We start from the raw sequence: 12983 nt of genomic DNA, 5'->3' as shown, positions 1-12983 counted from the left end.
GTGGAAACATATGGTAATAATCACAAAAAAGAAGCTGCCTTTTTGATCAAGGCAGCTTCCGTATTTATGCAGATAATCGTTCTTCTTTGCGCTTTTCGCCTTTCAAACGAAATGGTGCCGTAATTAAAGCAAAAATAAGGAAAAGACCCATGAATCCGATCAATGGATAGAAGAACGCTACTAGTTCTGTAAATCCTGCAAAGCTGAGTCCAAAAGCCACGAGACCGGTAATAAGCACAAACTTCTTATGGTTGCTTGTGCCGACAGTTGTGAAACGGGCAGCGAAGGAGAAGAACATGCTGACTGCCGTATTGAAGACCATCCCGAATAGAACAATGGAATAAAACATAGCAAGGACTGGAGATAGTTCATCGACAAGGGCAAGAATTGGCATATCAAAGGCCGCTACCGTATCAACTTTCGAGAAAATCGCCAGGTGACTCAAAACGATCATGATACCTAGACCGAGTCCACCAAGCAGCCCCCCTAATGAAGCTACTCTTTCATCTTTTTCACTTCCTCCCATAAGCAGAGCCATGGAAGCACCTACCGCCACATTAAAAGAAACGTAATTGATTGCAGATATAAACCAGTTGGAGAGCACAGATGGCTGCTCCACCGCTACAGGGTTCAGCTGACTGAAGGTCTGATCCATTGTCAGCAGGCTGTAAACAGAAATGATCAGTACCGTTATGATTAAAAAGGGTGTGATACTTCCGATAATATTGACCACTTTATCAACATTCATCATAATAGTCGCGATAACGATGACACTCATGAAAATGATCCCGACTAGTGGGGATAGACCGAATTGCTGACTGGGAATAGATCCTGCGCCCGCTATCATGACGACACCAACACCGAATAATGTGAAAATGATGACATAGTCGACGATCATGCCAAGGTATTTGTTCCCACTAACTCGATAGACTGCCTCTTTATGTGAAGTAGCTTTTGTCCTGGTTCCGAGCTTGACGAGCATCATCCCCATGTAGGCAAACAATGCCGTTGCGATAACTGTTCCAATGGTTCCCATATATCCGAAACTCGTAAAATATTGCAAAATTTCCTGTCCTGATGCAAATCCAGCACCGACAATGATTCCTATAAATGCGCTCGCGATTCTAAGTATCTTTTTCATTCGAAAATCCTCCTCATGTCTGTGATGTGTGTTGCTCTCTCGCTCTTTGTAAAACGCTTTCATATGAAAGGAGCGAATCTAGCGTATCATGAATGCGCTTTCTCAGGTTTGGTAGAATCCACAAATCCCCTCCCCTATATTCGTTCAATCAGACAAATACATCAATAGGAAAAATGGATGCTTCTATGTAAGGATCAATGATAGTATAGGAATATACACTAAATAAGGAGTACCGTTATGAAACATTCATCACGTCTAACATATGCTTATAAAGATTCCATAGATTCCCCTGAAGGGCTGGCTGACAGCATTGCGGAGTGCCTTGGATGTCCGGTTACCATTGAAGATGCCAATCACCGGATCGTTTCCTACAGCAAGCATGAAACAAATGTAGATAAAGCGCGCACAGCCACAATTATGAGACGGAAGGTTCCTGAACATGTCATCAATGGCTTGTGGAAACACGGGATCATGTCCAAATTGTTCGAGGGTGATCAGCCCCAAGTTGTCGAAAAAATCGAAGACATCGGACTTGGCAACCGTTTAGCTATATCAGTTCGGAAAAACAATGAAATCCTCGGTTTCATTTGGGCACAAACGAACGGCTTGGCTGTGAACTCCGACCATTTAGCAGAGATGAAGGAAGCCTCTCAATTGGTCAGCCATCACTTGCTTCGCCAACAGGCAAAAAAGAAGAAAACCGAGGAAAATCGTAAGGAGTTTTTCTGGCAGCTGTTGACGGGAGCTCTGCAAAACCAGTCTGAAATCAAGCGGCTCGGCAAGAAGTTTCATATGAATTTACAAGGTCAGCTTTGCGTAGCTGTCTTTGAATTCACAGAAGAAATGAGTCAGGCTGTTGAACGCCATGCCTATTATTTGACTGAGACCCTCCATCAATCACGGATTGTCAGCCGGATTTTCGACGATCAGCAGCTGATTCTTCTGGTCAGGACGGATAACCAGGAAGATGCGAACGAAATGAATCAAGCCTTCATTCGTGAATTCACCCAAAAGATGAAGGAACGGCTGCATTTCGAAGACTTGAAAGGGGCTTTCGGATTAATCTATGATTCTCCCCAAATGATCAGCGACAGCTATAAACAGGCCTTGAAAGTATTGGAATTGAAGGAACAATTTCCGGATGGCCTTCGGAATGCCGACAACTACCAGGACCTCGGGGTTTATCAGTTCATCAATGAGTTGGCAGCTCTGCAAAAACGGGAAAACTATAAAAACGATGCCCTTCTCCATATCAAAGCCTACGATGAACGGAATAAATCCATGCTGCTGGAGACATTGAAAGCCTTTTTAGATAAAAACAGCAATGTCCATCAAGCGGCTGCCCATATGCACATTCATACAAATACATTGAACTATCGTCTGAAACGCATTAAAGAGATTGGCAACATCGACTTCAAGGATACGAATCAAAAAACGATGCTTTACCTGGATTTAATGATCTACGAAAGCGAGCAGGAGGGTTTGTGAAATTTCACAAATCCCCCTGTTTATTTTTTCATTTTCACCTAAACAAAAAATTCCCAAGGCGGGCTATACTTTTCGTACAAACAATTTGAAAGGTGGACGTTCCCCATGATCATCGGAATTCCTAAAGAAATAAAAAACAATGAAAACCGCGTAGCGATTACGCCTTCTGGTGTCGTCAATCTCATTAAAGCTGGTCACACAATCCGTATCGAAACACAAGCAGGCTTCGGCAGTAACTTTACCGACGAGGAATATCAAAACGCTGGTGCTGAAATTGTTGAAACCGCTTCCGATATCTGGTCAAATTCTGAAATGGTGATGAAAGTAAAAGAACCCCTTCCATCGGAATACGCTTATTTCCGCAAAGGACTCATACTGTTCACATACCTTCACTTGGCCGCCGAACCTGAACTGACAAAAGCGTTAGTAGAAAACGGCGTCACAGCTATCGCATATGAAACGGTAACCGTTGATAACAAATTGCCACTCCTCACCCCTATGAGTGAAGTCGCAGGTCGTATGGCTACACAGGTTGGTGCGCAATATCTTGAAAAATCTTTTGGTGGAAAAGGAATTTTATTAAGTGGTGTTCCAGGAGTTTCCCGTGGAAAAGTCGTCATCATTGGTGGAGGAATCGTCGGAACCAATGCAGCGAAGATCGCCATCGGGCTTGGTGCTCACGTCACTATTTTAGACTTGAACCCGAATCGTCTCCGGGAACTGGATGATCAGTTTGGTGCAGATGTCCAAACATTGATGTCCAATCCATTCAACATAGCTGAATCCGTTAAAGAAGCTGACCTTGTCGTCGGTGCCGTGCTTATTCCAGGAGCTAAAGCACCGAAACTGGTCACAGAAGATATGGTGAAAGAAATGAAAGCAGGCTCTGTCATCGTGGACGTAGCCATCGACCAGGGTGGAAACTTTGAAACGGTCGATCATATTACAACACATGACGATCCTATTTATGAAAAACACGGCGTCCTGCATTATGCCGTAGCTAATATTCCTGGCGCCGTTCCACGTACATCTACGATCGCCCTTACAAATGTCACGATTCCTTATGCTTTGCAAATCGCTTCCAAAGGAGTGAATAAAGCTGTCGAGGACAATAAGGCGATTGAAGCAGGCGTCAATACAGTGAATGGTCATTTGACTTATGAAGCTGTTGCCCGTGATCTTGGTTATGAGTATCAGCCGGTTCGTGAGGCGCTTCAATCTCTTGCACACGTTTGATTCATGCAGCTCCTCCATCTTTATGGAGGGGCTGTTTTTCTAAGGGTTGTTTTAATAGAAGGCCTCTTGAAGGCACGATTCAAAATTAGTGGGATTCGTTTCCATGTGGAACTAAGGGGTTATAGGAAAACAACTCGCTTTCCTGCGGGGGACCTGGCAAGCTTCCTCGGGCTGCGCCCTGTGGGATCTAGCCTAGTCCCTTCTCCCGCGGGAGTCTCGCAGTTTTCCAACAACCCCATGCGAAGGATGAAGAACGAATCCCTAGACTTCCTGCAGGACCACAAGAAGAGAGGGATGCCCTTATCTTGTATTTTCAGCTCCCTCATTTGCAATAGTCCTTTATTAGTGGGGCTTTTTTGGTAATAGAATGAATTTACAGAGAACGAAAATTTAACAAGGGCTTTTAAGAAAGGGGCGTTATCATCATGAAAAACTATCGTCCGACGTGGGCTGAGGTGTCGTTAAAGGCACTCACACATAATGTGAAAGCATTCAAACATTACATAAATAAGGATTGTCAGCTGATGGCAGTTGTAAAGGCGGATGCGTACGGGCATGGACTCGTTGAATCCGCAAAGGTGATGATGGAAGCAGGCGCAGACCGGCTGGGGGTCGCCTTAGTGGAGGAAGCTATTCAACTGAGGCAGGCGGGATTCGAGGTGCCTATCCTTATCTTTGGCTATACACCTAAAGAAGCTGTTCGGGAAGCTGCCGAACATGAGCTTACTTTGACCGTTTTTACAGAGGAAGTGCTCAGAGAGGTCGACCATGTGGCGGAAGCTATGAAAAAAAGGGTGAACATTCATATTAAAATCGACAGTGGCATGCACAGAATCGGCCTTAAGCATACCCAAGACGTTCTCTTATTGCTAGAGAAAAACACCTCTTCTTTCGTGCATGTGGAAGGAGTATTCACACACTTTTCCGATGCCGATAACAAAGACCCTGCTTATACAGAACAGCAATTTCATCACTTTTTGAATGTGATTGAGGAGATTGAAAAGCAGTATGGCGCGATTCCGGTCAAACACTGCTGTAATAGTGCAGCTACCATCTCTTTTCCACACATGCACATGGACATGGTCAGGGTAGGAATCAGTTTATATGGGCTTCACCCAGCAGAACATATGATAGAATTGCTTCCATTGCAGCAAGTGATGAGTCTGAAGACCAAACCTGTCATGATTAAAACAGTCCTTCCCGGCGAACCGATCAGTTATGGGAGATCCTATCAACCTGCAAAGCCATCCACAGTGGCTACCGTCCCTATCGGATACGGGGATGGCCTTCCCCGTGCCCTGTCCAATCGAGGGAACGTCATTGTAGATGGCCAGAAATCTCCTATTGTCGGAAAAGTATGTATGGACCAAACGATGATCGACGTGACTTCCATAATGGAAGAAAAGCAAGATACTGAATACACTTTCTTCGGAGATCCGAATCAAGGACATATCTCCCTTCAGGAGGTAGCTGACCAACTCGGTACCATCCACTATGAAATCACCTGCCAAATCGGTCAGCGCGTGCCCAGAATATACACTTGATACGTAGTTCCACCTCAAGTGAACCAGTATTTCCCACCTCAAGCAATCCATTTTTTTACATTTTCCAACAGAAGAAAAACCGCCTTTTCCGGGGCGGTTTTTTCATGTATTAAAGGACTTTGATCATTTCCCTGACCGCTTCCGTTAAATCTGTTTGCGACCAGCTGGGCAGATTTTCATGCTGGATCGCCAACTCATGTGAAGCAGGGAGGTGGATAAATCCTGCAGGAACATCTTCATCCAATTTTCTAAAGTAATAGATTGCTTGATACATGACATGGTTACACAAATAAGTTCCTGCGGTATTTGAAATCTCAGCAGGATACCCATTTTTGTTTAACCCTTCGACAAATTCCTTGATCGGTAAAGTGGAAAACACTCCATCTGGGCCTCCTGCTATGATCGGATCTCCATCAGGAGTATTTCCTTCATTATCATTTTCTTTACTGGCATTACAGTTGATGGCGATCCGCTCCGGGGTGACTTTATGCCTCCCTGCTGCAAGGCCTAAAGATAGAACAGCATCTGGTTGTACCTTCTCTGTGAAGCTGACCATTTCCTCTCCGGATTTATTGTAATCCACAGCTAGGATCTTCCCATTGATAAAATAATCGTTAATGGTCTCTCCATTTAATGTTTCCACAATTTCTTCGGTTGGATTGACAGCAAAATCTAAAAAAGGTTCAAACCCTGTCAGTAATAATGTTTTCATAACATCTTACCTCCTTTTAAAAGCGCATTTTTCTATATGAACCTGGCCGAACAATTAAAAAACACCATTTCAGGTGGGTTAAAAAAAAGCGCTTAAGTATGGCCAAGAAAAATTGCTCCATAAATGAGCGATCCTAAAATAACGAACGCAGGGTGGACTTTCACTTTTTCCAGCAATATAAAACTTACAACAATCAAAAAGCCGGTCTGCCAAACACCACTCGAGTCATACGAAGTTCTGAAAAACTGAAATGCCATAAGGCCGAGTAGAACAGCGATGGCTGGACGGATCAAGTTAGTCATTTTCTTCACTTTCGGTGAGTTCTTGAATTTCGCGAGCAGACTGAGCAGCAGGATCATCAGAATCAAAGAGGGCGCGACGGTTGCAAACACTCCGACTACAGCTCCTAAAACACCTGCTTGCTGATAGCCGATAAACCCGGCCATTTTTGTAGCGATTGGGCCTGGGAGAGCGTTGGCCATTGCCAGCATTTCACTGAACTCGGTCACTGTCATCCATCCGAAACGATCCACCACTTCATTTTCCACTAATGGGATGGAAGCAGGTCCTCCTCCATAACCAAGGATGCCCGGGATGAAAAAGGCAATAAACACTTTCCATATCATGAGGAGGATGCCTCCTTCGGTTTAGAAGGTTCCACTTTTTTGGACGGACTCACCAGAGCGTATAATAATAATGTAAAAATGAGGATGCCGGGATGGACATTTCCCCATTCCATAAGCGCAAGCGATCCTAATCCGAGGATCGCTGTAACCATCCACCCCATATTGACCTTTGCTTTTTTGAAAAAATCATAGGTAAGCTTAGCTAACATCACACCGACCACAGGGACGACAGCATTGGTCATCCCATTCACCCATGGCTGTTCTCGAAAACTGTTCAAAGAGGTGATCAAGACGATCATAATGATGATCGTTGGTAAAATCGTCGCTAAAATTGCGTTCAGCATACCGATGACTCCCGACACACGATAGCCGATGTACCCGGCCATTTTCGTCGCGATCGGTCCAGGAAGTGAATTTCCCAAAGCCAGGACGTCACTGAAATCATCGTCACTCAGCCATTCGTATTTGTCTACGACTTCTTTATGTACGAGCGGAATGGACGATGGACCTCCTCCATAGCCAAGCATTCCCACTCGAAAAAAAGCGATAAAGAGGTTCCATTGCTGCATTCGCTCATCTCCTTTCCAATCCGCCATGCACTCCTAAAAAGCAGCGATGGTGCCATCTGTTCTCGATTCTGTTCCGCCATACAAAGTCCCCGTATCAGGGTCGCGCCATATGATTTGCCCTCTGCCGAATGCACCCGTCTCCAACTGTACTTCAATTTTATGGCCTTTTCTAGCTAAAGCTTCTGCCACGTGTTTCGGAAAATGCGGCTCTACCCACACACTTTTGTCTTTCATCCACTGCCACCTTGGAGCATCCAGAGCCGCCTGTGGATTCAAGTGAAAATCGACCGTATTCATAGCTACTTGTACATGACCTTGTGGCTGCATAAACCCTCCCATGACTCCGAACGGGCCGACCGGTTGGTCACCTTTTGTCAGAAAGCCAGGGATGATGGTGTGATAAGAACGTTTTCCACCGGCGAGTGCATTGGCATGATCGGGATCAAGGGAAAAGTTGTGCCCTCTGTTCTGCAGTGCGATTCCGGTACCTGGCACGACCAATCCGGACCCAAAACCCATGTAGTTGCTTTGGATGAAAGAAACCATGTTCCCTTCATCATCAGCCGTCGCTAAATAGACCGTCCCACCCCTAGGTGGTGTTCCTGCCTCCGGCGTCAGTGCTTCTTCTCCAATCAACCCTCTTCGTTCTGTGGCATAGTCTTCATTCAATAACTCTTCAGCTTTTACACTCATATGTTTTTCATCCGCTACATATTTTTCCCCATCAGCAAACGCTAATTTCATCGCTTCGATCTGTTTATGATACGTATCGACAGATTCTTTATCCATATAGTCGAACCCCTTCAACATATTGAGCGCGGATAGAGCAACGATCCCCTGGCCGTTCGGTGGGATTTCCCAAACGTTGTAACCTTTATAGTCCACAGAAATCGGCTCCACCCATTCCGGTTTATAATCAGCTAAATCTTTTTTCGATATGTATCCATTATGTTTTTTAGAAAATTGATCGATCGCTTCCGCAAGCTCACCATTGTAGAAAGCTTCACCTTTCGTTTCAGCGATTTTTTTCAATGTACTCGCATGGCCCTCTGATTTCCATACTTCTCCGATTTCAGGCGCTTTCCCATTCGGGGCGAACGTATCGAACCAGGAAGTGAATTCTTCACCACTGAGTACTTCCTTGAACTTGGTTGCAGCCATTGACCAGAATTTCCCTAACACAGGAGAAATCGGGTACCCTTCTTCTGCGTACTTTATAGCAGGAGCGAGCAATTCTTTGAATGGAAGTATTCCGAAACGATTGGAAAGCTCTGCCCATGTACCAGGAGCCCCGGGGACAGTGACAGGCGTGAAGCCGTATTTCGGTATTTCTTCATATCCTTGTTTCTTTAAGGCGTCGATGGAAATGGATGAAGGAGAATGCCCGCTTCCATTCAGTCCATAAAGCTTATCTTTCACCCAAACGAGGGCAAACGCATCGCTTCCTATTCCATTGGAGGTCGGCTCGACAACAGTCAAAGTCGCTGCTGTTGCAATGGCTGCATCAATTGCGTTTCCGCCTTTTTGTAAAATCGACAGACCTGCTTGGGCTGCTAGTGGTTGGGAGGTCGCGACCATGCCATTATGTGCAACGGTCGTATGTCTTGGCGTGTGATATGGATTATAGAGATGATCTAAATGCTTCATATAAATTTCCCTTTCCATTTTTTTGATTTTTATTATTTTATTTGTATCTGGAAGGCTCAGTTTCAAGACCCTTGTGAGAGCGGATGGTGGGTGGGGAAACAGCTCGCTTTCCACGGGGATGACGGCAAGCCTCCTTGAGTTAAAAGCTCTGCGGGGTCTCGCCAGCCAATCCATTCCCGTAGGAGTCTCCCCGTCCCCCCCCCCCACCATTAGTTAGAGACGTGCTCGAAACTACCTTCAAGATTGAGAGCTTTTTGGTGAGAATACTATATACAGGAAACGGAAGTAAATCTCTTTCTCAATGAATAGCAAATTATCCCTGAAGCAATTCGAGGCACAATTATAGTAAGGGTCAGCGTGGAATGGGGAGACTCCTGCGGGAAGAGAGTGCTTGGTGAGATCCCGGAAGGCGAAAGCCTGAGGAAGCTCACTGCGCTCCCGCGGAAAGCGACCTATTCCACGCCGACCCGACCCACTCATCAAACATCTCGAAATTTCTGACTCCTTATACTTCATGACAGGCGACATAGTGACCTTCTTCTACTTCCCTCCAAGCTGGTATTTCCTGTCGGCAGCGCTCGTGGGCCAAAGGGCAGCGAGTGTGGAAAGGACAACCACTAGGGTAGTCAGCCGCATTCGGCAGCTCACCTCTTAGGCGGACCCGCTCTTTTTTCTTCCCTACGACAGGTCGGGGAATGGCAGATAAAAGCGCCTTCGTGTATGGATGCAAGGGGTTGGAGAAGAGTTGATCTGATGAGGCTAACTCTGCCGTTGCCCCCAAATACATCACCAGCACACGGTCGGATATATGCTTGACAACACCTAAATCATGAGAAATGAATAAGTATGTGAGCTGGTGTGACTTTTGAAGTTCCTTTAATAGCTGGATGATTTGAGCCTGGACAGATACATCAAGGGCTGAGACCGCTTCATCACATATAATCAGAGAAGGGTTCAAGGAGACGGCCCTTGCTATACCGATCCTCTGCCTCTGCCCTCCACTGAATTCGTGCGGATATCTTTCCGCATGTTCTTCTTTCAAACCCACCTCGACTAAAAGCTTTTTGACCCTCTCTTTTCTATCGGCCTTATTCAACTTGGTATGAATGACAAAAGCCTCTTCAAGTGCATCGCCGATCCGCTGTCTTGGATTCAAGGAAGCATACGGGTCTTGAAAAATCATTTGCATTTCTTTTTTATATTTTTTCAATTCTCGATCTGACAAGCCGCCGATTTCTTCCCCACGGAACTTGATCGAACCATCTGTCAAACTTTCTAAACCAAGAATCGTCCGGCCGAAAGTGGACTTTCCACACCCTGATTCCCCAACAACCCCAAGGGTCTCCCCTTCCATGACATCGACAGAAACGTTCTCTACTGCCTGGACATTCGAGACTGTACGCTTAAGGAAGCCGCTTTTGACAGGAAAATACTTTCTCACTTGATTGACTTCAAGAATAGGCTTTTTGACGGGATTCATTTGAAGTCACCTCCTCGTGTAACCAGCATTTAGACTTATGTTGATCCGTTTTTTGAAAATAGGGCGGCTCTTCCACCTTGCACTTATCCATAGCATATGGGCACCGCGGATGAAAACGGCAGCCGGAAATCTTTTCATTCAGGTTGGGAAGTGATCCAGGGATTGCTTCAAGGTTATGACCCTCGTCATCAACATTCGGTACGGAGGCCAGCAGCCCTTTCGTATACGGGTGTTGAGGGGTTTCAAAAATCTCTTCGACAGTGCCAGTTTCTACGACACTTCCTGCGTACATAACCATCACTCGATCCGCCACTTCTGCTACTACGCCCATATCATGGGTGACCATAACAACACCCATACCCAAATCTTCTTTCAAGTCATCGATCAGTTCCAGAATCTGAGCTTGTATCGTCACATCAAGGGCAGTGGTTGGTTCATCAGCAATAAGTAAAGAAGGATTGCAAGCCAAAGCAATGGCGATCATCACCCGCTGCCTCATTCCTCCACTCAGTTGATGCGGATATTTTTTCAATACCTTTTCAGGATCGGATAGACCGACTTGACTTAACAGTTCAATCGCGCGGCTTTTCTTTTCCTTTTTCCCTAATTTCGTATGCAGGTTCAATGGCTCCATGATTTGATAACCGACGGTGAACACAGGGTTCAACGCTGTCATCGGTTCTTGGAAAATCATCGAAATGTCATTACCCCGATGTTTTCTCATTTCATCTTCCTTCTTTTTCGTGAGTTCTTCGCCTTGAAAAGTAATGGAACCTTCCGTGATTTCTCCATTGTCAGGAAGGAGCCCCATGACTGACAATGTGGTAATGCTTTTCCCACAGCCCGATTCACCGACAATGCATAAGGTCTCTCCTTTATCTACAGAAAAGGAAACCCCTCGCACAGCTGGAAGTTTGCCTTCTGCTGTGCGGAAAGAGGTCACCAAATGATTGACATCTAATAGAGTATCCATTCTCCACCTACTCTCTGCTTACATTATAAAGGGACCATTGACCTGTCGGATCAAGCTCTAAACCTTTAACAGACTGATCAAATGCCGCTGTCACTACACCGTGGTGCATCGGAATCCAAACCCCGTCATTGACCGCCATGATATTTGCCTCATTCAGTTTTTCCTGACGCACTTCCTGATCGACGGTTATCCGCGATTCATTCACAAGTTGATCGAACTCACCATTGTCATATCCCATACGGTTGGAAGATCCGATATTATCTGAATGAAGGTTCGGATATAGTAATTCGCTGCCATCTGCGGTACTGTTCGACCAGCCGAGGAATGTCATTTCGAAATTACCTTCAGCAGTCGTATCAAGGAAAGTCCCCCACTCCATCGTTTCGATGTTCACACTCAAACCTGCATCCGTCAGTTGGGCCTGGACAATTTCAGCCATCTTCATATACATATCGCGGTTGGCTGCAAGCAAAGTGATTTCTTTTCCTTCATAGCCATTTTCCTCAATCAATTGCTTCGCTTTCTCTGGATCGTAAGAATAACCTTCTTCAGAAGCGGACTCATCATAGCCGAACACTTTTGGTCCGATGATGCTATTATTTTTCACACCCAATCCATTCAATTGCTGGACATATGCCTCACGATCGACAGCATAAGAGACAGCCTTGCGGAAATTGATATCGTTGAAAGGTTCTTTATTCATATTAAAACCTAAGTAATAAACAGGGGTGCCTTCTTTTTGCTGGATTTCCACATTATCCATGGACTCCAGGCGTGGAAGCTGTTCAGTCGGAATCGCATCGATAAACTGGACTTCCCCTGTTTGCAGCATAGAAACAGCAGTGGAATATTCTGGAACAACTTTCATCGTAACACTTTCTAACTGTGGTGCTCCTTGCCAATAATCTTCATTCTTTTTCAAAGAAACATGGTCTCCCTGAACCCATTCTTCAAAGATAAAAGGTCCTGTTCCGACTGGGTTTTCATTTAAATTCCCGGCTTTATCAGCTTCAGGACTCACGATGGAAGCATTTGTATGAGATAATGCCGCCAGTAACGGGCCATAAGGCTCAGCTGTTTTCAAAACCACTGTGTACTCATCTTTCACTTCAATCGATTCCACAGGTTCCATTAATGAAGCCCTCGGAGCCGCTCTTTCTTCATTTTTGAACTCTTCGAACGTATATTTCACAGCTTCTGCATTAAAAGGTGTGCCATCATGGAAAGTTATATCTTCTTTCAATTTGATCTCCCATGTAAGGTCATCAGGATTCTCATAAGATTCTGCCAAGTGTGGTTTAATTTCCATTGTTTCTGGATCACGAATAAAAAGAGTTTCATAGACTTGCTCTATCATGGCGGAGGAAACAGAATCATTGGTATCGATCGGTGACAATCCTAAAACATCAGAGGTTGTAGCATACGTGATTTCCTGAGTCGAATCAGCACCAGAACCTCCTTCACCTTGATCAGCCTCTGTACCAGACTCATCACTACACCCTGCCAAAACCATCATGACCACTACGAAAATCGACAATCCATACAAACGAATTTTTTTCAATGTCAT

General features: G+C 45.2%; 11 protein-coding genes. 3 read left to right on the top strand and 8 right to left on the bottom strand.

Features of this window, described 5'->3' with window-relative positions; genetic code table 11:
• Nucleotides 1–64: 64 nt before the first annotated feature.
• Nucleotides 65–1141 (bottom strand): YkvI family membrane protein, encoded by a 1077-nt coding sequence (locus tag ACTWPX_RS10795; RefSeq protein WP_443119774.1) that lies wholly within the window; start codon nt 1139–1141, stop codon nt 65–67.
• Nucleotides 1142–1378: 237 nt separating this feature from the next.
• On the opposite strand from ACTWPX_RS10795, the gene ACTWPX_RS10790 reads away from it, so the two are divergent.
• The 3 genes from ACTWPX_RS10790 (at nt 1379) to alr (ending at nt 5409) form a co-directional block, all read left to right on the top strand.
• Nucleotides 1379–2629 (top strand): PucR family transcriptional regulator, encoded by a 1251-nt coding sequence (locus ACTWPX_RS10790; protein WP_443119773.1) that lies wholly within the window; start codon nt 1379–1381, stop codon nt 2627–2629.
• Nucleotides 2630–2734: 105 nt separating this feature from the next.
• Nucleotides 2735–3865, top strand: a complete 1131-nt coding sequence (ald, locus tag ACTWPX_RS10785; RefSeq protein ID WP_281974760.1) for an alanine dehydrogenase — start codon at nt 2735–2737, stop codon at nt 3863–3865.
• A gap of 425 nt (nt 3866–4290) precedes the next feature.
• Nucleotides 4291–5409 carry an alanine racemase gene (gene alr / locus ACTWPX_RS10780; protein WP_443119772.1) on the top strand — a complete coding sequence of 373 codons (1119 nt, stop codon included), beginning with the start codon at nt 4291–4293 and terminating at the stop codon, nt 5407–5409.
• A gap of 109 nt (nt 5410–5518) precedes the next feature.
• Here the strand turns inward: alr and ACTWPX_RS10775 are convergent, their stop codons facing one another.
• From ACTWPX_RS10775 to ACTWPX_RS10745, 7 genes are all read right to left on the bottom strand, one after another.
• Nucleotides 5519–6121, bottom strand: coding sequence for a pyroglutamyl-peptidase I (locus ACTWPX_RS10775; RefSeq protein WP_443119771.1), 603 nt, complete (start codon nt 6119–6121; stop codon nt 5519–5521).
• Nucleotides 6122–6213: 92 nt separating this feature from the next.
• Nucleotides 6214–6747: a chromate transporter gene (locus ACTWPX_RS10770; RefSeq protein ID WP_443119770.1), complete on the bottom strand. Its 534-nt coding sequence runs from the start codon at nt 6745–6747 to the stop codon at nt 6214–6216.
• Nucleotides 6744–7316, bottom strand: a complete 573-nt coding sequence (locus tag ACTWPX_RS10765; RefSeq protein ID WP_443119769.1) for a chromate transporter — start codon at nt 7314–7316, stop codon at nt 6744–6746. Before ACTWPX_RS10765 ends, ACTWPX_RS10770 begins: the two co-directional genes overlap by 4 nt.
• A 33-nt stretch (nt 7317–7349) precedes the next feature.
• Nucleotides 7350–8963 carry a gamma-glutamyltransferase family protein gene (locus tag ACTWPX_RS10760; RefSeq protein ID WP_443119768.1) on the bottom strand — a complete coding sequence of 538 codons (1614 nt, stop codon included), beginning with the start codon at nt 8961–8963 and terminating at the stop codon, nt 7350–7352.
• Between the two features lie 505 nt (nt 8964–9468).
• Nucleotides 9469–10443 (bottom strand): ABC transporter ATP-binding protein, encoded by a 975-nt coding sequence (locus ACTWPX_RS10755; RefSeq protein ID WP_443119767.1) that lies wholly within the window; start codon nt 10441–10443, stop codon nt 9469–9471.
• The gene (locus ACTWPX_RS10750) at nt 10415–11416 is read right to left on the bottom strand and encodes an ABC transporter ATP-binding protein (protein ID WP_443119766.1); all 1002 of its coding nucleotides are present in this window, start codon (nt 11414–11416) and stop codon (nt 10415–10417) included. The genes ACTWPX_RS10755 and ACTWPX_RS10750 overlap by 29 nt, the downstream gene beginning before the upstream one ends.
• 7 nt (nt 11417–11423) lie before the next feature.
• The gene (locus ACTWPX_RS10745; protein WP_443119765.1) at nt 11424–12983 is read right to left on the bottom strand and encodes a glutathione ABC transporter substrate-binding protein; all 1560 of its coding nucleotides are present in this window, start codon (nt 12981–12983) and stop codon (nt 11424–11426) included.

The organism is Halobacillus sp. H74 (assembly GCF_052246715.1).
Lineage (GTDB): Bacteria > Bacillota > Bacilli > Bacillales > Halobacillaceae > Halobacillus > Halobacillus litoralis_A.
Note: the sequence above shows the minus strand (reverse complement) of the source record. Positions and strands in the feature narration are given on the sequence as shown.